The sequence below is a fragment of the Bacillus cereus group sp. MYBK95-2 genome (genome assembly GCF_051915225.1).
Lineage (GTDB): Bacteria > Bacillota > Bacilli > Bacillales > Bacillaceae_G > Bacillus_A > Bacillus_A cereus.
Window position 1 is genome coordinate 121,666 of sequence record NZ_JBQAEH010000008.1, and the last position, 21,748, is coordinate 143,413.

Consider the following 21,748-nt stretch of genomic DNA (forward strand, 5'->3'; position numbering starts at 1 on the left):
ATAGTAATAAAGAAATTTTTAAAATGATAGAAGTAGTAAAGGGGATAAGAGAAATGAAAAAAATATTTAGTGTGTTTTTAGTGTTATTCTTAACATTTTCTACATGGTCTAGTGTATTAGTAAAGGCAGATTCACCATCTAAAGGTACTTTAACGATTCATAAGTATGAACAAGAAAAAGATGGAGCGCAGGGACTAGAAGGTGACGGTTCTGCAAATCAAGAGGTGCCAAAAGATGTGAAACCATTAAAAGGTGTAACGTTTGAAGTGAAAAGGGTTGCTTCTTTTGAAAAAATTTCAAACGATGGGAAAATCGTAAAAGAAGACGTACAACCTGTAATGGGAGCCACTCCAAATCAAGTAGTAACAGACGATAACGGACAAGCTGTATTAAAAGATCTTCCGCTAGGACGTTATGAGGTGAAAGAAGTGGCAGGACCTCCACATGTTAATCTAAACCCCAATACGTATACAGTGGATATCCCATTAACGAATAAAGAGGGTAAGGTGCTAAACTATGATGTTCACATGTATCCCAAAAATGAGATTAAACGTGGTGCAGTGGATTTAATAAAAACTGGTGTAAATGAAAAAGCATTAGCAGGTGCAGTATTCTCTTTATTTAAAAAAGACGGTACAGAAGTGAAAAAAGAGTTAGCAACAGATGCTAATGGTCATATTCGAGTGCAAGGATTGGAGTATGGAGAATACTATTTCCAAGAAACAAAAGCTCTGAAAGGCTATGTAATAGATCCAACTAAACGTGAGTTTTTTGTTAAGAACTCCGGAACAATTAATGAAGATGGAACTATTACTTCTGGTACAGTAGTTAAATTAGAAGTGAAAAACTATGAAGAACCAACAATTGATAAAAAGATTAATGGAAAATTGGAAGCGTTACCAATCAATCCGTTAACTAATTATAATTATGATATTAAAACATTAATTCCAGAAGACATTAAGGAATACAAAAAATATGTGGTAACAGATACTTTGGACAATCGTTTAGTGATTCAAGGAAAGCCAATCGTGAAAATTGATGGAGCAGAAGTAAATGCAAACGTTGTTGAGGTAGCTATAGAAGGGCAAAAAGTAACAGCTACAGTAAAAGATTTCACAAAATTAGATGGTAAAAAAGAATTTCATTTGCAAATTAAATCCCAAGTAAAAGAAGGAGTACCATCTGGTTCGGAAATTTTAAATACAGCAAAAATACATTTTACAAATAAAAATGATGTAATGGGAGAAAAGGAATCTAAACCCGTAGTTGTTATTCCGACAACTGGAATAATTGAGTTAACAAAAATTGATGGTGCTAATAAAAATAAATTAAAAGGTGCAGAGTTTGTACTTAAAGATAATAATGGAAAAATAGTTGTCGTAGCAGGAAAAGCAGTAACAGGTGTATCAGATGAAAATGGTGTTATTAAATGGTCTAACATTCCATATGGAGACTATCAAATTTTTGAAACGAAAGCACCAACATATACAAAAGAAGATGGTACAAAAGCATCTTATCAATTATTAAAAGACCCCATTGATGTAAAGATTAGTGAAAATAATCAAACGGTTAAATTGACGATTGAAAATAATAAAAGTGGATGGATTCTTCCGGTAACGGGTGGTATAGGAACGACTCTTTTTACTGTAATAGGCCTTACTTTAATGCTTACAGCGGCATTTGTTTTCTTTAGAAAAAAGTTTGCTAGAAATTAAGATTTTAGGAACATGTAACCATATGAAAAGGGGAGAAGCAAAATGCTTTCCTCTTTTCGATATTTAAGCGTATACAGAGGTGGAAATATGAAACGAAATCTTGTTTTGGGAGGTATTTTCTTATTTGGATTAGGTATTTTTTTATATCCTACTATTAGTAATTGGTTGGCGACCCGTGCACATTATTCTGAGATTAGCTCTTACGATAAGAAGATTAAAGCATTACAAAAGAAAGAAGTCGAACGTAGGGAAAAAGAAGCAGCCGAATATAATAAACAAGTTCAAACTTCTGCGAAAACATTTACAGATCCATTTTCTGAAAAAAAAAGTAATCATCAAGCGTATGCTGATGCGTTAAATTTAGGAGATGTAATGGGGTATATTGAAATATCGAAAATTAATATAAAACTGCCAATCTATCAAGGGACATCTGAGGAAGTATTGAGTCGCGGGATAGGTCATTTAGATTTTTCTTCGCTCCCGGTAGGTGGAGAAAATACGCACACTATTTTAACAGGGCATCGTGGTTTACCATCAGCAAAATTATTTACAGATTTAGATAAGTTGAGTGAAGGAGATCTTTTTTATATTTATTCTTTAGACAAAGTTCTTGCTTATAAAGTAGATCAAATTAAAGTAGTGTTACCACACGAAATGGAAGATCTACAAATTGTAGAAAATAAAGATTATACAACTTTAATTACGTGTACGCCTTATGGAGTAAACACCAATAGATTGCTAGTTCGAGGTGAGCGTGTGGAGTTAAACGAGAAAGAAAAACAAAAAGTGAGTACAGAGATATTTATGTTTAATAAGTGGACTGTAATAGTTCCACTCCTATTGTTATGTGTGTTTCTAGTCGTAATTTATAAGAAAAGGTTTACTCGATAGAATGTATTTATTTATCCTGCATTAATGGGAAGTGGGACCGGAAATTCAGAGATAAGTAAAGAAGGTATATAGGGGATTGAAGTAAATCATCATTAATAAAAATTTCATTTTATTCGACTATAGAAAAAATACGGTAAAGGTGGGAACAAAGGAATTGAGGCTACGATTAAAGCTGGTAAGTATTCATTTTATTGTTTTGTTAATGTTAAGTGTAAGTTTTGTCGTATATGTACCCAAAGAAGCATATGGATCCACGACAAACCTAGAAAGTCTAGGTGATATATCGCGTTATAATGCTGTTGTCTTTGGCAACCATAAAGCAATAGGTGGTGACATTGAAGGAGCAATCGCAGTTCAAGGTGATATGGATGCATCGGGGTATACGATTGTAGGTGCTGCAGCGGGAACATCTAATATAGTAGGTGAAAAATGGGTTGATGAGGGATATCCGTCCTTGTTATTGTCTGGAAAATTTAAGAAATCAAGAGAAGAATCTTTTATCATTCAAAACGGAATGGTTGTAATGACAAAAGAGAGTGATCCAGATCGCATCATACAATCTTCTTATGATCGTATCGTTTATAAAGAACAACTAGAAATTGACGCGAAATTTAATGAATTTCGCAATATAGTGAACCAAGTCAGTAAAAATGCAGGTCAATATAAAACGAATACCCCAATTCCAAATATGAGTCATGGAATCGGAAAAGATATAAACAATCCTAATATTTATGTTTCATCAGAATTGACAGGGAAAATTAATTTAGATATAAGAGATGTATTTTTACCGAGTGCTAAGGACAAAGATTTTATTGTTATGTATTCGGATGCAACAGAGGTTACATTTAAAAATGGCTCTATTCTATATGACACGAACAATATTGGAAGGGCTACAGATATAGTTCCTACATCACAACCATATTCTCCTAATTCCCCGTTTACTGAGCTATACGGGAAAGTGATTTGGGTTTTTCCAAATGCGAAAAAAATTACAACAGAGGGATATGGTGTCGTTGGGAGTGTGTTTGCCCCAAATGCTGTATTAGAAACAAAAGGCGGCTCGATTAATGGACAAGCATTTGTCGGCGCGGTACAACAAACTGGTGGATTTGAATTTCACAATTTCAAATTTAACTGGCAACATTGGAACAAGCCTAGTACTGGAAAAGTAAAAATAAAAAAAGTTGATAGTAATAATGATAATAAAAAATTGGTCGGAGCAAAGTTTCATATAGAAGATTCAAATAAAAAAGTAGTTGGAGAACTAGTAACAAATGAAGAAGGAGAAGCGATATCAAAAGACTTACCAAAAGGAAACTATACCTTAGTGGAAGTAGAAGCGCCTAAAGGTTATGAATTATTAAAGGATAAAATAACTGTAAAAATAGAAAAAGATGCAGTAGCAGAAATTAAAATAGGAAATAAGAAATTGCCAGATCCAATGGGGAAAATGAAGCTTGTGAAAGTAGACATAAGTGATAAAAATAAAAAACTAGCAGGGGCAAAGTTTCATATAGAAGATGCAAAAGGAAAAGTAGTTGGAGAGTTAATAACAGATGAAAAAGGAGAAATGATATCAAAGGACTTACCAATAGGAAACTATACCCTAGTGGAAATAGAGGCACCTAAAGGTTATGAATTATTAAAAGATAAAATAGCTGTAAAAATAGAAAAAGATACAGTAGTAGAAATTAAAATAGAAAATAAGAAATTGCCCGATCCGACTGGGCAATTTGAAATTGAAAAAGTTGATGATAAGGATAGTGAATTAAAGCTAAAAGGCGCTGTATTTCAAGTGTTAGATAAAGAAGGGAAAGAAGTTAGTAGATTAATAACGGATGAAAAAGGAAAGGTAATTTCCAACCAATTAGCAATTGGAAAGTATACGATTAAAGAAATAAAAGCACCGAACGGATACATGTTACTTAGAGATCCAATAGAAATAGAAATTACAGAAGCAGTAAAGACACAAAAAATAACAGTGAAAAATGCGAAGCATAATTGGGTAATTCCTAATACTGGTGGGAGCGGAACAACAATTTTTTACGTAATTGGTATTATGCTAATGTTTGGTGTGCTATATTTCTGTAAGAAAAATCGTATATTATGAACTAATTTTATAGAGTTAGACAGATTGTTGCGTTAGAGAGTTTTTAGGGCATGAGTTCGGTATTGTACTGGACTCATGTTACTACATTTGTTGAAGGAGGAAGGATAATAGTAAACATAGAATATATTAATGAATTAAAATGTTTAAGAGGTGAACATGGTGGCAATAAAACAAGACGAAATTAAAGTAGTTGTCGGAGCTGGAGTGTTTAATAATAATCCAGGCTGGATTCAAACGCAAGAAGATGAACTTAACTTACATTCGGTGCGGAGTCCCTGATGCATTCTTTCAGGATGAGGTATATCAAAATATAGTTCAAATAGGGGGACCCGGTCCGAAAGATCATCCAGCAGCAAGTCATAAAATCGTTCATAATTATAAAACATTAACGAAAATGTTTGAAACTGCTGGATTCGAAGTAGTTTTACTTGAATATTGTGATGAAAATGGTCAGTTTTATTACAACGAATGGGATGCAAACGACGGTGTTATTTTCCGTTCGAAAAGGTATGATTCTAGAAATAAAGGCGATAAACTTGGTTTTCCATCGCTAATTGTCGATGCGATTAAGCGCTAATCATTCAACCAAAAAAGGAGTTAATCCTATGATTTCATAAGTCGCAAATGCGGCTTTTTTATTTGTACGTAAATCTATATTTAATTTTCAATACTATATAACTCGATTTAGAAAATATTTAAGTTTTTCTCAGCGTCATTCACTTTAAATTAACACTTCGTTGACATAAATATTTATTTTATATTTATATTCGTGTAAAATAAAATGAGAACATATATTCTATATAAGGAGGCAATCAAAATGATAGCTGAAATTGGGAAACTAACTGGTGGATATATAGTAAAATTTGAACGCGAATTTCCATATACGGTAGAGGAAGTTTGGTCTGTATTAACAGAAAACAGTAAGCTGAAAAAATGGATGTCCAATTTACAGATTGAAAGCCTTAAAACTGGTGGAATAATAAAGTTCGACATGATGGACGGTTCATTCATAAACATTGATATTTTAGAGTGTCAACTAAACTCAGTACTTGAATTTACTTGGGATAAAGACCGTGTCCGATTTGAAATACATAAAGAGGAAAATAGTACTCTTTTATTCCTTAAAGAGTACATTAATGAATTAACAGATCATACACCGAGAGATATAGCTGGTTGGCATATTTGTTTAAATCTTTTTTCTTCTGTTTTAGAAGGAGAAGAGAAAGAATTTTCTAAAGATGAATGGCAACAGTGGTTTGAAATATACAAGGATAAGATTCATGAAGTGAGAGGATAATTGCATAATAGGTAATATTCATTATGTAATTATTATATTTTAAAAATGCTTTTGTGAATAAATAAGAATAGAGGTTAATATGAAAGTAAATCAATTAATTGCTAATAACATAAATAAATTAGATGCAACTATACCGTTTAATAAATCGTTTGGAATTGCTGGGTTATCTGGATCGGGTAAAACAACTTTTTGCCAAACAATTGGTGAAGAGTCAAAAAAACGATTAGTTTCTTTATTACCAAAGGCTGAATATCAATATTTATTTCCTAACATTATGGAAACAAATTTTAGTGCTATTAAGATGGAAGAAATGCCATTAGTACTTTTTCTAGGAAAATCATCGATTTCGTCTAATCCGCGTTCAACGATTGGTACTCATACTGGTGTTTTTACAGAGGTTCGGGAAAAACTTGCTGAGGTATTTAATCTTTCTCCAGAGGTCTTTTCATTTAATAATCAATTAGGCTGGTGTACTGGTTGTAAAGGTCGTGGTACTACAAAAAATGTTGAGTGTAAAAAATGTAAGGGAAAACGTTATAGTGAAGAAATTGAACAACATGAAATTGATTTGTTGGACAAGCCACATTCAATCTCAAATATTAATGATTTAAGTATTGAATCTATTCTTTCACTAGCAAAAGAGTTAAATATTAGTGAAGAAAAACAGCATATACTGCAAAATATTATTAATATGAACATTGGTTATTTAACATTAAATCGAATTATGGGTACGTTATCAGGTGGAGAGTTAACACGACTTTATTTGGCCGAATTCATGGCAGTAAGTGAAAATGCTGTAATTATTATTGATGAGATTTCAGTTGGACTTGATCATGAAACTTTATTACAAATTTTAGAAGAGATTAAACGATTAGGGTGTAAAAATCAAATTTGGCTTATTGATCATTCAGATACAGTACTAGATACAACTGATGAGCAATTGTTCTTTGGACCTGGTAGCGGAAAATATGGCGGGAAAATTGTGGAAGAATCACCAAGACCAAAGTCAATACTGTGGGATCGAAATAAAGAAATACCAACAGAATATTATACATTCTATGATTTATATTGCCGTAATATCCAAATGGCTGAGTTTCAAATTCCTAAAAACAGGCTTGTAACAGTTACAGGAGAATCAGGATGTGGGAAATCTACACTTGTCAACGAATGTCTAGCTACAGATTTTTTGAAACGATATCCAAAAGATAAATTAGTTATGGTAGGACAAGACCGAAATCAATCAATTACAAGTCGATCAACTGTAGCAACTTTCCTAGATATTAAAAAGAAACTGACAAAGTATAGTGAGGACATTGATGATATTTTTGAGCGCTCGATTGAGGATATTATTGATGAACTTCCAAATGAAGATATCGCTTATAAACGTTTGAGCCTACTAATTAAATTAGGGCTTGGCTATTTAACATTAGAGAGAAAAACACAAACATTATCGACAGGTGAGTTTCAATGTGTTCATTTAGTTTCGGAATTATTTGCAAACACTAGAAATCCACATACATTATTTATTTTTGATGAGCCTTCAAAAGGTTTATCACAAAATATTTTAAATCAATTTATCGATAGTATTAGAGGTATTCTACAAGATGAATCAGTTTCGATCATTATGATTGAGCATAATCGTTACATGTTAGAAAGCTCTGATTATATAGTTGATTTTGGAAAAAGGCAGAATGAATCTATAGAGCATTTGGATGTTGTCAATCATGAGGATTACTATCGTCAAAAAAGTAATGTGAATAGTACAGAGAAAATACACATCTCTTCAATGCTTAAGCAGAAAAAAGGGGTTCACTATTTAGAAGAAAATCATATTAACTATTTTAAAAATGCCGAAAATATTTATAAGGGCGGTATTTTAAAAAGTTTATCATCAATGGCTAGGTTAATTTATGGTGAATATGAATCTAATACAATCGCACCTGTTATTGCTATTGATCTTGAAAGACATTTATATAGTCAATATAGTTTCTTATATGAGATTGGTGGATTAATTAATCATATTGTAGCTGCTCATCCAATTAATAAAGATACGAGAAGTTTTGATTTCTATTCACAGGACAATCATTGTCCATCTTGTTCTGGACGTCTTCAAATTGAAGTTTTTGATAAAGATATTGCCATTCAAGATAAAAGTGTTCCATTTTGGGATGGGCTATTCGATCCAGAAATCATGAAAGTATTAAAATTTTATCAGCATGAAAAAATAGAATTTCTATTCGAAGAAATAAAAAATGAGCTTGGTCACGATTTGTCAAAGAGCTATAATGATATGTCAGAAGAAGAAAAGCATACGTTTTGGTACGGGTATTTTGAAAAATCATTTTATGATAAAAAAGGAAAGACACGCAGAACATGGGTAGGGTTTAATACAATTATTGGTGGATATATTGTTATTTCAAAAGCACCTATTAAAGAAGAAATTAAGAGTTCAAAAAAAATGATGAAATGTCCAATTTGTGAGGGGACGGTTTTAAATCATCATAAACCACTTAAATTTGGTAACGTAGATATTCGTGAAATAATCAATCAGCCTATTAATAAAGTATTGAAAATAGTTGGTGATTTACCGGCACTTGTTAAATTGAAGTCTCTTGTTGGTGGCGATATGGTATTGACGGAAGATGTTTCTTTATTGCCAAGAAAAGCACAAGTTGCATTGAAAATGTTTGAATTAGAACAAGCAAGCTTTTCAAACTATGAAATGGTGTTACAAAATGTCTTACCATTCTGGAGCGAAATAAAAGGAAATATCGAATCCATTAGTGTTAATAATCAGGTAACTGTTTGTGATTTCCCTAATGTTTATGAAACGAGAGAAACCATTATAGATAAGTATTTCACAAATGGTAAATATAAAAAACTTACGTATGTATACGAAGCGTTTGGATACAAAAAATTAGTTACCCAAATTAATAAAATTAAAAAAAGTAATCCATGTCCATTTTGTAAAGGTAAGAAAGTGATAACCGAAGATAATCTACATGATGGTGTCTTTAAACTAACAATTCCATGTGTAACTTGTAATGCAAGTGGTATTAATGACGAAGGGTTAAAAGAAGTTGTCGAGGGCGTGGATGTACAAACGTGGTTAACTGGAAAAGTAAGTGATGTTGTGAATGAAAGCTTATTAACAGAAGCTGTTGAGCAAATACCAATTTTTAATCGTATTCGTGAGTTGGATAAACGAGATATGATGGCGGTTTATGAATGTCTTGAGAGTAATCAGTAAATTTTATTAATATATGTGTTATTAACATAAATTAATAACACATATATTCTTTATAATGTATATATTAGCGCAGTATGATTAATACAAGGTAATGAAAGAAGATCCAATTTCTTAATATCAAAATTAAGAAATTGGATCTTTTAGTATTTTTATGTCTCCATACAATATTTTTCAATAAGAAAAGAAGTAATATGGAAGGAGAGATACAAAACAAATAGTGATAAACGATTAATATATTATGTAATTATTATATTATAAAAGCGAGAATTAAGGTTTAAAATGGTTCGTAAGTGATATGTTTTTGTTTATTAATCTATTTTGCATTGTCTGATTTTTTTAATTTAACAGAAATATATACTTGAATGAAGTATATATTTCTGTTAAATTTATCCTATGGATAGAACAAGTTTAATTAAAGGTCATTTAGAAATGTGTGTATTATCTATTTTGTCGAAAAAGAAAAGTTATGGTTATGAGATCATGAAAGAACTTGAAATAAACAATTTAAAATTGAAAGGAGTAGGAAGTATTTATCCTATTTTAACTAAGTTGAAAAATCAAGAGTGGGTTAACACTTATCAAGAGGTAACAGACAGTGGTAAAGTGAGGATTTATTATAAAATTAATGAAAATGGGAAAATACGTCTTGAGAAGAAAATTAATGAGTGGTTAGAATTGCAATTGGACATTCAAACATTATTAAAAAGCGGTTTGAAAGGAGACCTTCTGAAATGAGGAATAAATTGATAGGTAAAGAAAAGCAATTTTTAAGAGACGTACTTAAGGAATTAAAGCAATACGATATTAGTTTAGAAGAAAGGGAAAATATTAAGAGACAAATATTAGAACATATTCAAGAGTGTCATGAACATGGTGAAGACAGTATAGATGGTTTAGGTACCCCTCAATTATTTGTTAAAGATTTTATAGAAATAAATGAAATTGATTTACAAGTTAAAATGAAACAACTTCAAAATGAAAAAGGAAAATTCAAAACATTTATCTTACGTGGCATATTCATCGCAATTATTACTTACCTCATCTCGCAAACTACATTTTCAATATTTTTAACTGAATCATTTAATTCAACTAATAGCAAAAATACATTTAATTATAATATTTTATATCGCATATCAGAGAATCAATGGTGGAACGTTTTATTAATAATGATTAGCTTTATGCTCTCTGTAGTAGTGTTTATTAGCTTAGTAAGTTATAAAAAAAGAAAGCTATCTAAAGTATAATGAAGAAAACTATCTATAAACTATTTCAAATCTATATTCTTTGTAATGTAATAGTATTATGTATCATTTATCCAAAAGCATATGCTCAGCAAGATATTAAAGCTACTTTAGATAAGTATATTGAAAAATTTATAAAGGAACAGAATATTCCAGGGGCTGCTGTTGCAATTGTACATAATAAAGATGTATTCTTCACTAAAACGTGGGGGATTACTGGGGAATCTGAAAAAAAAATAACTAGTAAAACACCATTTGCAATCGGCTCAATAAGCAAATCTTTAACAGCTTTAGCTATAGTGAAATTAATAGAAGACAAAAAGATAAAATTAGAGGATTCAGTTCAACAACATCTTCCTTGGTTTAAACTAAAAGATTCTCAAATATCCTCATCTATAACAATCCAACACCTTTTAACTCATACAAGCGGAATAAACACATATGAAGGCTTATTAATATCAGATAAGCAATCCAAAAGTTCTACAGCATTAAAAGAAAATGTAATGAGACTTTCAAATGTAAAATTAACTGCTCTACCAGGAGAAAAATATCAATATAGTAATGCGAATTATATTGTTTTAGGTGCACTTATTGAGGAAATTACAAATGATACATATTCCTCATATATGGAAAAACATGTTTTTCAGCTATTGAATATGAATGGTGCGGCAGCAAGTAAAGAAACTGCATATGAAAAAGGCTATTTAACAGGTTATCAGTCATGGTTTGGCATACCAAGAAAAAGTGTAGTATCCTATGATAATGCCGGGGCACCGTATGGTTATATTACCGCAAATTTGGAAGATATGATTCAATTTATTATGTTTTTGAATCGACAAGAAGATACTCAATTTTTAAAGAAAGAAAACATCGACCTTTATCTTACACCACTTTATAACATAAATTCAGAAAAAAGCTATGGTTTTGGATTAAGAACAACAAGTATAAATGAAAGCGAAACGATGATTTGGCATTCAGGATCAACGCCCGATGCTCGTACAGAAATATTTACTTTAAATAAAAGTGGCTGGGGTGGTGTGATTTTAACAAATAAAAATCATGTATTAGAAGAACCAGCACTTTCAGTATTAAAAAAGGGGATTATTAATATTTTGAATGAAGAAGAACCGGTTGATCCCCATAAAAGCATACCATTTACACAAATTGTTATGTCTACAGTTATACTCGCGCTTTTCATTTCATCAACTATGTTAATTAAAAAATATAAACATAAGGAAACTGTAAAAAAATTAACTTGGTTATTCGTAGGGGCTCTATTCCTACTATTATCTATTATTTTCATCCCACTTCTTACTTATTGTACAAGCTCACCATGGCGTACTTTAAAAATATTTGCGGCAGATGTAGGTTTACTTACAAGTATTATAGTAATTTTATTAGCTGTGAACGGATTATTATCAATCTTTATAGGCATAAGACAGAAGAGTGTATAAGGGTAAATAATTAAAGAAATATAATTCAAACGTTATAAACAGTTGACCCTCACACAATGTCATTGTTTAAGATAAAGTTGAGCTTCAAAGTAGATGTAACTTATAGGAGGAAATCATGTTTAAAATAGGGGATTTTTCAAAACTATCTTCCATTAGTATACGAATGTTGAGACACTACGATAAAGTGGAATTACTACAACCAGTAAAAGTCGATGAGCAGAGTGGATATCGATTTTATTCAGCAGACCAATTAAAAAAGTAAATCAAATTCAAACGTTAAAAGCTATGGGGTTTAATATTGCTACCATCAAAGAAATAATAGAATGCGATAATATAGATACCATAAAAGAGCAATTTTTAAATCGTAGTGCTCAAATTAAAGAAGACATGAATAACCTCCAAAAACAATTACGTCTCCTCGAAGATTCAATGAAAACGATGAGAGAGGATGTTGTTGAGATGAATTATCATGTTTCAATAAAAGAAATTCCAGAAAGAACTGTAGCTAGTGTTAGAAAGATTATTCCATCGTATAATTGCGAAGGTGATTTATGGAGTGTATTAATGCAAGAAATTCAAATGAAAAATATTAGTATTGCCCAACCGAGTTATAGTATTGCGTTTTTCCATGATCGTGAATACAAAGAAAATGATGTAGATATAGAAATACAGCTAAGTATTCTAGGTAAGCACGAAAATACAAAAGACGTTACATTTAAAAATATGGAATCGACTAATGTAGCTTCTATAACAGTTAATGGAAGTTATGAACAGATGACAGCTGTAAATGAGGCTGCGGCAAAATGGATTGAGACAGAAGGTTACAAATTAGCAGGCCCGATGTTTAATATTTATCATGTGAGCCCAGCGATGGAATCCGATCCTAATAAGTGGGTTACAGAAGTTTGTTATCCAATAAACAAATAAGTAATAAAAAAAGGCATGTTTTATGCCTTTTTTTATTACTTATTAATATCTCAAAATATATAATTTTTCCTCTTTACAGTTTTCGTATCGGACTACATAAGGCAATAAAGACTTCAATTATTTTAGTAAAAGCAGCTAAAGCAAATATAAATACAGGATTGTAGGCTGAAATAATTCCACCTACTAATGCTCCCAATGGCATAGATAATCGTGTAAGTACAAGCGAAAAACCTAAAACACGTCCTTGCAAATTGGATGGAACAGTTTCCTGCCGAATTGATGTAACAATCGTATTCCATGTGATATTACATGTCATCGCGATACCGAAAGCAATTCCGGGAGCAAGCCAATATGTACTCCACAAAGCAAATGTTAACCCAAGCGCTCCTATAGTACACCAACTAAAGGGCCAAATAAAACGATTGGCAATACGTTTACAGCAAATAAAGAACTCATAATTACAGCTGAACCAGTTAATTGATAGGCAATCCAAGGCATTGCAAAAGTATATAGTGAATCCCCGATTCGTGAAATGAGTAAACCAAAAATAAAAATCTTGTATTCTTTTGAAAAAGTTGTCTTGACAGTTAATCTTCGTTCTTGTACAAATTTCACAATTGTATGACCTCCCTTTTTTATAGAGGAATTTGAAAATAATCCGTCCAATATGTATTAAATATAGAATTCTGTAAGAAGTTGTTGAATCCTACTTTATAATATTGATTTTATATAAAATTGTAGGGAATAGAAATTAGGGCGGTTTTTATGCGAGGAGGCGGAATGATTCGAGAACAAAAGGGGGTGCTGGATAAAGAGTTAATCTTATGACCTTTTCCGCAATTATTGTTGTTAGCAGAACTTTTGAAAGAAGATCCTACATTAATATATCCCTTTTTTAGTTAATAATAGCCTCCTTAATACTAGTTAATACAAGGAGGCATTAAATTTTTAATAATTAATGATATGTGTACCCTCCATCAGGAAATAATACATTACCCGTAGTAAAACTATTTTGCATTAAATATAGGACAGTATGTGCAATTTCATCATTATATCCAGCTCGTTGTACAAGTGAAAGAGATTTATAAGCTTCGTAAGCAACTAGTCTATTTTCATTTTGTTCATTTTCTCTTTGTATTGTTCCAGGAGAAACAACATTAACTCTAATAGGAGCTAATTCAACAGCTAAAGCTTTCCCTAAACTTTCAATAGCACCATTGCAAGCTCCATAAGCAGGTGCGCCTTTAAGTGGTCTTTGACTAAATGCACCAGACATTAACACAATCGATCCAGAGTTTGAAAGAAAAGGAATTGCATATTTTACGGCATAATATTGAGGCCAAAACTTTCCGATGAAGCTACTTTCAGCAATTTCCTCTGTAGAGGTAATTGGTCCAAGTGTGTAAGAGGCTCCCGGTGTGAATAAATGATCAAAGTTCCCAACTGTCTTGAAAAAATTTTGTAATTGCTCTTTATTTTGATTATCCAATATATAAGTTTGAAGATGATTGTTATTTATTACTTCTCGAGCAACTTTTAATTTTTCTTCCGAGCGTCCGGCAATAATAACATGTGCGCCTTGTTTAATTGCTTGTGTTGCTGTTGCGTGTCCAATACCAGAGCTCCCGCCAATGATAACGATACGACTATCTTTTAATGTAGTAATAGACATATTTTAGCCACTCCTTTAATAAAAAATTTAGAATATAACTAACTGTGCTATGCTTTTATTATTCGCTAAAAGGGAGCAAGTGAAAAGTACGCACTTTATATGTACATAGTCGCAAATTTCGTACTAATTGCTATACATGCGGATAAGTAATAGGGAAAATTTCTAAATATGGTTTATCCCGTAAAAGACCGATTGGTTCAACTAATAATCAGTGTGGGATGAACAAAACCCCCACTGATTAAAGTTTCACTTTATGATATCTGAGGAGAGGTGAGAAAAATGGATTTACAAGAACCGAAGTTAAAAGGAGTAATAGCAACATTACAAATAATCGGTGGGAAATGGAAGCCACTCATTTTATTTATTTTGCTAACAGATGGAACGAAACGTTTTGGTGAATTAAAGAAATTAATACCAGATATATCTCAAGGGACGTTAGCAAAGCAATTACGTGAATTAGAGCAAGATCAACTAATAAAACGCGAAATTTATCAAGAAATACCACCTAAAGTAGAATATAGCTTAACTGAACATGGAAAAACAGTCAGTACTGTTTTGGATAGTATGTGTAGTTGGGGAAGAGGACATTTAGAACATATAGTTAAAGATAAACTATAAAATTGTTATGTAAACTTAATGTAGTACGAAGTGAAATGTTGTTTTAATAATTTTTATTTTATAATATATAATTAAACAGTGTTGCAGGTTATAATACATATTTAATTTATTTTTACAAAGGGGAATTAATAAGATGAACGAATTAGAGTATAAAAGCTTCTATGATAAAGTAGGAAGATTAAATGGATGGGATTTTAGTAAAATAAAATGTGAAACTGTAGGAGATATATGGGACTTTTATGGAGAAGTGAAAGAAAGATGTAAACCATCAGACACTCTACTTGATGTTGGTACAGGCGGAGGAGAAAATGTACTTAACATAGCATCATCAGCTAAATTGTTGATTGGAATTGATAATTCTAACGGCATGATTGCAACGGCACATTCTAACTTGAAAAAATCAGGTGTACAAAATGTTGAGTTTCTTCAAATGGGTTCTGAAGCTTTAACATTTCCACATGCACATTTTGATATTGCTTCAAGTTGTCATGCCCCGTTTCTGGCATCTGAGTTAGCGAAAGTAATGAAAAAGGGTGCCTTTTTCTTAACATAACAAGTAAGTGAGAATGATAAATTAAACCTGAAAGAAGCATTTGGTAGAGGACAATGCTTAGGTGAACGGGATGGTACTTTAAAAGAAAAGTATATGAATGAACTTATTAGTGCAGGATTTGATCTCGTGCAAGTACGTGAATATGATGTTACTGATTATTACAGTAGGTCTGAAGATCTCATTTTCTTATTAAAACATACCCCTACTATTCCTAGATTCGGAGAACAGGAAGAGGATTTTACTATTTTACAAAAGTTCATTGATACGTATAGTTCTGAAAAAGGAATTCGTACTAATTCAAAAAGATTTATGATTATTGCTGTTAAATTATAATATATTTTAGTGTAAAAGCTGCTTTTCATTTAAAGAAAAGCAGCTTTTTGTGTGGAAAAGAATACAGGAAATACTTGAAAATAATAGAAATAAATAAAGTGTAAATTAAAAAATCAAAATATGGAGGATAAATGTCTTGAAACGTTACTATATTAGCAATGAAAAAATAAATGTACATATTACTGAATGGGGGAATAATGAGAAGCCCGTTATCTTTTGTTTACATGGATTAGGTAGTACGAGTTTAAGTTTTATAGAAATTGCTGAGGAATTAAAAGAAGAGTATAGATTTATCTCCGTTGATGCACCTGGACATGGTAAAACACCCCCATTTGAAAGAACAGAAGATTATGAGATGCACAATTTAGCAAATTGGTTAAATGAAATAATAAATGAATTGAGAATCGAATACTTCTATTTTCTATCACATTCATGGGGAAGTTTTGTAGCGTTATTTTATTTGTTAAATCATCCAGAAAAAGTACAAGGAAGTATTCTTATTGATGGTGGATATCAAACAAAAAGGCTTAAAGAAGAAACGTTGGAAGAAGAAATTGCTTATTATGAAAAGGACTTTGATGAATACGTTTTTAATAATTGGGACGAATTTTTCAAAAGTGAAAAAGCAGCTTATACTAGGTGGTCTTCATTGTTAGAAGTTGCTGTAAAGGATCTAGGGATCGAAATGGATAATAAAGTATGGTGGCATGCCAGGGGAAATACAGCTAGTAATATAATAAGAGGTATGCATAAAGATGAAACAATAGATATATATGAGAAGCTACCGGCTAATATTGTATTACTTCGAGCTACAGTCCCACAAGTTTGGGCGGATTATAGAGATAAGACAGCAAATGTTTTTAAAGAGAAAACGGACAGTATAGTAAAAGTAATTCCTGATACTACACACATGTTGCACTGGGATAAACTAGAAATTGTTATAGCGGAAATAAAAAATAATTGGAGATAACATATTCATACTAAAGTTGTAGTTTCTATATGAAAAATCCATCCTTCCGTTTGATTTTATCTGTTTATAAGTGTAATACAATACGAATAGATAATAAGAAATGAGGGGGAATGTAAAGTGATTACACATATATCAGATATAAAACTACAAACGGTTTCCATAGAAGGGGTAAAACAAGTTTATAAGGACATATTATCTTTTCCAATAAAAAAAGAAACAGCATCCTTCATTCAATTTGAAGTAACACCTTATACAACAATTAGTTTTCAAGAAGTGTATGAACCAATCGCACCTGCACATTTTGCTTTTGAAATCCCATATTCAAAATTCCATGAAACAGCAAAATGGTTAAAGGACTCTGGATTACTCATTGTAAAATGGCAAAATGGAAATGTAATTGGTGAAGAGAATGGTCTATTCAATTTATACTTTAAAGACGGAGATGGAAATCTACTCGAAATTATCGCACATAGTTATGTTAAAGAGGATGTATTAGTACCACACTCACCTTTAAACATTTTATACGTAAGGGAAATTGGTCTTCCTGTTAAAAGTGTACCTGTTTTTACGGAATGGTTAAAATCAAATCTAAATATGAAAACGATGGAAGATGGGGATATTTTTAACTTTGTTATAGGTGGCACTGCATATATCGTCGCGACTTGGTGGCAGCGACCTTGGATTCCAATCGCGATGAAAGCTCTATCACCGAAAGTATACGTTTCTTTCGGAACACCAGACGTCGCATTTTTACAGCGAATCCAAAATAACTTTAAGAAAAATAGTGTATCATTTGAATGTAAACGTAATGAAGTATCATTTATTGAGCAAGGATATACATTTTCAATTGTGCATACATCAGAGTTTCATTCGGATATTCCTAAACAATTAAACTTACCGCTTTCTATTTAAGGATGGAAAGCGGTAAGTTTTTTGTATATTCGTGAAGAAGGTTTTAGCTAGGAGTATAGTGAATTTAAAGAGAAGTATAAGGTGTTATTCTAATTTATGTTAAGGGGGGAAATAAAGTGGTTTTAGGTAATCCAATTGCAAAAGGGAATACAGCAGAAATTTATTTAACTGATGATAAGGTTGTAAAATTATTGAAAGATTACCTCCCAGATACAGAGTCTATGAATGAAGCAAAAAAACAAAAATATGCGTATTCATGTGGGTTGCCAGTTCCAAACGTATTTGAAGTGAAAAAGATACAAAATAGACAGGCAATTATTATGGAACATGTAAAAGGGGACAACATTGGTGATCTTTTGCTTAATAATTTAAATGAGGCAGAGCGTTATATCAGCCTTTGTGTTAATGAGCAAAAAAAGATTCATGCTATACATGTGAATACAGATGAAATGGAGTTAATGAGGGGAAGGTTAGAGCGTCAAATTAAATCTGTGCATAAATTGGATGAACGCAAAAAGAAGGATATATTACAAAAATTAGATTTTATTACATTTGATTTTAGGCTATGTCATGGAGATTTTCATCCATTTAATTTGATTTTGAGTAAGGAAGAGAAAGTGAAAGTTATAGATTGGGTAGATGCTAGTTCAGGTGATATTCGCGCAGATGTATTTCGAACATACTTGTTGTACTCACAATCTTCGGTAGAATTAGCTGAGATGTATTTACATATATATTGCAGTCGTACCGGCATATCAAGAGATGAAGTTTTTCAATGGGCTCCTATTATTATTGCAGCTAGATTTTCTGAAAAAGTATCACCGCAAAATGAAGTGTATTTGAGAAGATTATTGAATCAGTATTTATAAGTCATAAAAAAGGTTGTCAGCTAATTAATAAATGCTGTTGTTTAACCAAAGTTTCCTTGCAGTTAAACAACAGCATTCTTAAATATTGATATAGGTATTCTTATTTTCGATCTTCATCCTATAAAGGTTCATAATCCGTACTTGTTCCTCCGTTAATTCTTCTTTATCCCAATACATATGCATTAAGCTATATTCAAAAATCTCCTTTAATTTAATAAATAACGGAAACTTGTCTTTCATCTCTTTTGGTAGCTCATTTTCCTCTTGGTAGCCTTCAAATAGTGCTTTTGTAATAGAATACTCATAGTCAACGATATTCCCATTTCCAGCAAATGAATATTCTATCGCACTATAAATAGGAACGGCTAAATCGAATATGTAAAAATGTTTTTGGAATGAATCCAAGAGAATACCAACTTAACAAAATGCCTATTCAATCATTTGTTAAACTAAATTTAAATAAAGAAGGGGTGTTTAAAATGAATATTTCTAGAAAAATAGAGGTTGAACAGTTACGAGATAGGAAGAGTGAGCTATTTGATAAAGAGGTACTTAACATATTAAATGGTCAAGTTATGTATGAAGAATTTAAAAACGAAAAGCTAATGGGTGATTCTGATTATGCACCATTTAATGAGGCAATGTGTGTGAAGCCTGCTACTACTCAAGTTTTTAATGAAGAGTTTATTAAAACAAGAGCGAAAGGACATAACAGTTCAGTAGAAAGTTATATAAAAAAGGTTATAGATCCGTTAGAAAACCTTTTTACGAAAAAGTATAAATGTATTGTTCTATGGTTTGGTGAAGATATGTTTTGCCAAATGAACCTACTTACCATACTTTCTCACCTTGAACAGTCGGCTTATGAAGGGAAGGTATACTTAAATAGCTTTAGAGAGGATGAATTTAAAGTAAATCAAATTGAACTTGAATTGGGGAATTATTCTTCTATATACAATGAAGTATTAGTAAACCATAAAAAGACCTCTCATAAGGTACCACCTGTAATGTGTCAGGCTATAGACTTATTTTTAGAAATGTTAACAGAAGATAATGCAGTAATGAAATTCATCTCTAAAAATAAAGATTTATCAACTCGTGAATTATTAATAAAGTTGTTTTATCTTTTTCCAATAATCGGATATGGAGATACTCAGTACATAGAGTTGATTAATAAAATAAAGAAGAAAGCTACACCAAAAATATAGGTGCAGCTTTCTTCTTAGAATTGCTCAAGTAATTCTAATTCTTTTTCTACAAATAGCATTAGTTCTTTAATTGTTTCACCAGAAAAATCAAAACGAATACCGGCTGCATCATACACTTCTTTTATAGATTGCGAGCTTCCTAGTGATAATGCCTTTTTATAATTTTCTAGCGCTTGCTTAGGATCCTCTTTATATTGTTTATACATTTGTAATGCACCAAGTTGGGCGATCGCATATTCAATATAATAAAATGGTACTTCAAAAATATGGAGTACAGGTAGCCAACTCGTTGCTATCCAGTTTTCGTAGCCATCAATATGTATGACGCTAGACTGATAATGTTTTTGAAGTTGTAAGTATTTTTCATTTCTTTCTTCAGAAGTATGACTTGGATTTTCATACAGCCAGTGTTGAAATTGATCGACAATAAGCATAATAGGTAAATATGAAATAACATCTTTAAAGAAGTTAATTTTTGCTTGTTTTAAATCTTTTTTGTCTGTATAGAAGGTATCCCAATAATTAAGCGAGAATAACTCCATTGTCATACTGGCTAGCTCAGCTGTTTCAGCTGGAATTTCTATATACTGTCGTAATTTTAATGGTTTTATGAGTTCGTTATGAATGCTATGACCCATTTCATGTATAAAAGTGACAATATCATCTTGTGTATAATTTAAGTTCATAAAAATATAAGATAATTGTGAAGCGGGTAAGTACTCACAAAAGCCACCAGCTGCTTTTCCTTTGCGGCTTGTTAAATCAAGACAATTGTGTTTATACATTCGGTTTAAAAGTGCTGAAAATTCAACATCTAGTTTATTAAAGATATGAGTGCTCTTTTCAATTAAATCATTTTCATTTGCAATAGGTTTAAGTACTTTTTGATCTGGAGTTACAGCTGATACATCCCACGGGCGAAGTGTATCCAATTGCAGTTTATCTTTTTTCTCTAGCAATATTTTATCTTTAAGAGGCACAACATACTTACGTATGGATTCAGCTAGTTCATAGCAATCTATCGCTGAATAATCAAAACGCTCGTATTTTTTGAACATATAATCACGATAATTCTCTAGTTGAATATTTTTTGCTTTTTGATGGCGAATTTCAATTAATTGATTTAATATGTTTTGGAGTTCTTTTTCAACAGATAAAAATTGTTCAGAAATAATGGTTTTTGCCTTTTTACGGGTGTCACGATTCGAATCTTGTAAATAGGATTGTAATTCTGTTATCGTTTTTTCTTCTCCGTCCCAAATTCCACTTAATCCTCCAGTGATTTCAAAGTACTCTGTGACTAATTTGTCTTCCTTTATTTCTAATTCGATATTTTCCTCACAAAATAACTTTTGAGCATTTTTTATTTTTGTATCTAATAAACCATATACATTAGAATCTAATTCCATTCGAAAAGGTGACTCTAAATATTTATTATCCAATAAATTTTGGTATCGCTTTAAAAGTGGCTTTACAAATTGTTGATCATGTTCAAAAGTATCCTTTATTTCTTCATCATCCGTATTACATTGAAAGGCGATGTAATGTGATCTTAATTGTTCTTCGATGTCCCAAATTACTTTTGACTGCTCTTTTAACCAATTTTCAAGGTCTAGTTTTGAAGAAATCATTTTATTTAATAAAGTCGAAAGAGTTTTTTCCAATTGTAGTACATTACTAATATCAATCGTATTTACACGTTGCATTATATATCCCTCACTTTTTATT

Annotated in this window: 16 protein-coding genes and 4 pseudogenes; 16 read left to right on the forward strand and 4 right to left on the reverse strand. The window is 31.5% G+C overall.

The window, feature by feature from the left end; all coding sequences use genetic code 11:
• Positions 1 to 53 precede the first annotated feature (53 nt).
• From ACTFN4_RS23180 to ACTFN4_RS23225, 10 genes and pseudogenes are all read left to right on the forward strand, one after another.
• Entirely contained in the window at positions 54 to 1,715 is a 1,662-nt protein-coding gene (locus ACTFN4_RS23180) for a SpaA isopeptide-forming pilin-related protein (protein ID WP_439962849.1), read from the forward strand.
• Between the two features lie 87 nt (positions 1,716 to 1,802).
• Positions 1,803 to 2,606, forward strand: coding sequence for a class C sortase (locus ACTFN4_RS23185; protein WP_080470875.1), 804 nt, complete (start codon positions 1,803 to 1,805; stop codon positions 2,604 to 2,606).
• A gap of 154 nt (positions 2,607 to 2,760) precedes the next feature.
• Positions 2,761 to 4,716: an MSCRAMM family protein gene (locus ACTFN4_RS23190; RefSeq protein WP_439962850.1), complete on the forward strand. Its 1,956-nt coding sequence runs from the start codon at positions 2,761 to 2,763 to the stop codon at positions 4,714 to 4,716.
• Positions 4,717 to 4,872: 156 nt separating this feature from the next.
• Positions 4,873 to 5,293, forward strand: a pseudogene (locus ACTFN4_RS23195) (class I SAM-dependent methyltransferase).
• 240 nt (positions 5,294 to 5,533) lie between these two features.
• The gene (locus tag ACTFN4_RS23200) at positions 5,534 to 6,013 is read left to right on the forward strand and encodes an SRPBCC family protein (protein ID WP_439962851.1); all 480 of its coding nucleotides are present in this window, start codon (positions 5,534 to 5,536) and stop codon (positions 6,011 to 6,013) included.
• Between the two features lie 79 nt (positions 6,014 to 6,092).
• Positions 6,093 to 9,263: an ATP-binding cassette domain-containing protein gene (locus ACTFN4_RS23205; RefSeq protein ID WP_439962852.1), complete on the forward strand. Its 3,171-nt coding sequence runs from the start codon at positions 6,093 to 6,095 to the stop codon at positions 9,261 to 9,263.
• A gap of 429 nt (positions 9,264 to 9,692) precedes the next feature.
• On the forward strand, positions 9,693 to 9,998 hold the full coding sequence (locus ACTFN4_RS23210) for a PadR family transcriptional regulator (protein WP_439962853.1): 306 nt from the start codon (positions 9,693 to 9,695) through the stop codon (positions 9,996 to 9,998).
• On the forward strand, positions 9,995 to 10,507 hold the full coding sequence (locus ACTFN4_RS23215; protein WP_439962854.1) for a hypothetical protein: 513 nt from the start codon (positions 9,995 to 9,997) through the stop codon (positions 10,505 to 10,507). Before ACTFN4_RS23210 ends, ACTFN4_RS23215 begins: the two co-directional genes overlap by 4 nt.
• The gene (locus tag ACTFN4_RS23220) at positions 10,507 to 11,958 is read left to right on the forward strand and encodes a serine hydrolase domain-containing protein (protein WP_439962855.1); all 1,452 of its coding nucleotides are present in this window, start codon (positions 10,507 to 10,509) and stop codon (positions 11,956 to 11,958) included. Before ACTFN4_RS23215 ends, ACTFN4_RS23220 begins: the two co-directional genes overlap by 1 nt.
• Before the next feature lie 115 nt (positions 11,959 to 12,073).
• Positions 12,074 to 12,885 (forward strand): annotated as a pseudogene (locus tag ACTFN4_RS23225) (MerR family transcriptional regulator).
• 73 nt (positions 12,886 to 12,958) lie between these two features.
• Here the strand turns inward: ACTFN4_RS23225 and ACTFN4_RS23230 are convergent.
• Both ACTFN4_RS23230 and ACTFN4_RS23235 read right to left on the reverse strand, forming a co-directional pair.
• Positions 12,959 to 13,500: pseudogene (locus ACTFN4_RS23230) on the reverse strand (hypothetical protein).
• A gap of 340 nt (positions 13,501 to 13,840) precedes the next feature.
• Positions 13,841 to 14,557: an SDR family oxidoreductase gene (locus ACTFN4_RS23235; RefSeq protein ID WP_439962856.1), complete on the reverse strand. Its 717-nt coding sequence runs from the start codon at positions 14,555 to 14,557 to the stop codon at positions 13,841 to 13,843.
• A 279-nt stretch (positions 14,558 to 14,836) separates the two neighbouring features.
• Between ACTFN4_RS23235 and ACTFN4_RS23240 the strand changes: the two genes are divergently transcribed.
• The 5 genes and pseudogenes from ACTFN4_RS23240 (at position 14,837) to ACTFN4_RS23260 (ending at position 18,812) form a co-directional block, all read left to right on the forward strand.
• Positions 14,837 to 15,175, forward strand: a complete 339-nt coding sequence (locus tag ACTFN4_RS23240) for a winged helix-turn-helix transcriptional regulator (protein WP_065228872.1) — start codon at positions 14,837 to 14,839, stop codon at positions 15,173 to 15,175.
• 133 nt (positions 15,176 to 15,308) lie between these two features.
• Positions 15,309 to 16,061: pseudogene (locus tag ACTFN4_RS23245) on the forward strand (class I SAM-dependent methyltransferase).
• A gap of 136 nt (positions 16,062 to 16,197) precedes the next feature.
• The gene (locus tag ACTFN4_RS23250) at positions 16,198 to 17,031 is read left to right on the forward strand and encodes an alpha/beta hydrolase (protein WP_439962857.1); all 834 of its coding nucleotides are present in this window, start codon (positions 16,198 to 16,200) and stop codon (positions 17,029 to 17,031) included.
• A 117-nt stretch (positions 17,032 to 17,148) separates the two neighbouring features.
• On the forward strand, positions 17,149 to 17,943 hold the full coding sequence (locus ACTFN4_RS23255) for a VOC family protein (protein ID WP_000627924.1): 795 nt from the start codon (positions 17,149 to 17,151) through the stop codon (positions 17,941 to 17,943).
• A gap of 116 nt (positions 17,944 to 18,059) precedes the next feature.
• Positions 18,060 to 18,812, forward strand: coding sequence for an aminoglycoside phosphotransferase family protein (locus tag ACTFN4_RS23260; RefSeq protein WP_016512795.1), 753 nt, complete (start codon positions 18,060 to 18,062; stop codon positions 18,810 to 18,812).
• Between the two features lie 78 nt (positions 18,813 to 18,890).
• Here ACTFN4_RS23260 and ACTFN4_RS23265 read toward each other — a convergent pair whose 3' ends face one another.
• A complete protein-coding gene (locus ACTFN4_RS23265; protein ID WP_002006075.1) occupies positions 18,891 to 19,217 on the reverse strand; it encodes a hypothetical protein in 327 nt (108 codons plus the stop codon).
• Here ACTFN4_RS23265 and ACTFN4_RS23270 point away from each other — a divergent pair.
• Entirely contained in the window at positions 19,208 to 20,020 is an 813-nt protein-coding gene (locus tag ACTFN4_RS23270) for an AraC family transcriptional regulator (RefSeq protein WP_439962858.1), read from the forward strand. The genes ACTFN4_RS23265 and ACTFN4_RS23270 overlap by 10 nt on opposite strands.
• A gap of 14 nt (positions 20,021 to 20,034) precedes the next feature.
• Here ACTFN4_RS23270 and ACTFN4_RS23275 read toward each other — a convergent pair whose 3' ends face one another.
• Complete coding sequence (locus ACTFN4_RS23275) at positions 20,035 to 21,726, reverse strand: M3 family oligoendopeptidase (protein ID WP_439962859.1); 1,692 nt, start codon at positions 21,724 to 21,726, stop codon at positions 20,035 to 20,037.
• Positions 21,727 to 21,748: the final 22 nt, after the last annotated feature.

Coding starts and splice junctions, on each gene's coding strand:
- ACTFN4_RS23180 (WP_439962849.1), top strand. CDS start 54: ATGAAAAAAATATTTAGTGTGTTTTTAGTGTTATTCTTAACATTTTCT.
- ACTFN4_RS23185 (WP_080470875.1), top strand. CDS start 1,803: ATGAAACGAAATCTTGTTTTGGGAGGTATTTTCTTATTTGGATTAGGT.
- ACTFN4_RS23200 (WP_439962851.1), top strand. CDS start 5,534: ATGATAGCTGAAATTGGGAAACTAACTGGTGGATATATAGTAAAATTT.
- ACTFN4_RS23205 (WP_439962852.1), top strand. CDS start 6,093: ATGAAAGTAAATCAATTAATTGCTAATAACATAAATAAATTAGATGCA.
- ACTFN4_RS23210 (WP_439962853.1), top strand. CDS start 9,693: ATGTGTGTATTATCTATTTTGTCGAAAAAGAAAAGTTATGGTTATGAG.
- ACTFN4_RS23215 (WP_439962854.1), top strand. CDS start 9,995: ATGAGGAATAAATTGATAGGTAAAGAAAAGCAATTTTTAAGAGACGTA.
- ACTFN4_RS23220 (WP_439962855.1), top strand. CDS start 10,507: ATGAAGAAAACTATCTATAAACTATTTCAAATCTATATTCTTTGTAAT.
- ACTFN4_RS23235 (WP_439962856.1), bottom strand. CDS start 14,557: ATGTCTATTACTACATTAAAAGATAGTCGTATCGTTATCATTGGCGGG.
- ACTFN4_RS23240 (WP_065228872.1), top strand. CDS start 14,837: ATGGATTTACAAGAACCGAAGTTAAAAGGAGTAATAGCAACATTACAA.
- ACTFN4_RS23270 (WP_439962858.1), top strand. CDS start 19,208: ATGAATCCAAGAGAATACCAACTTAACAAAATGCCTATTCAATCATTT.
- ACTFN4_RS23275 (WP_439962859.1), bottom strand. CDS start 21,726: ATGCAACGTGTAAATACGATTGATATTAGTAATGTACTACAATTGGAA.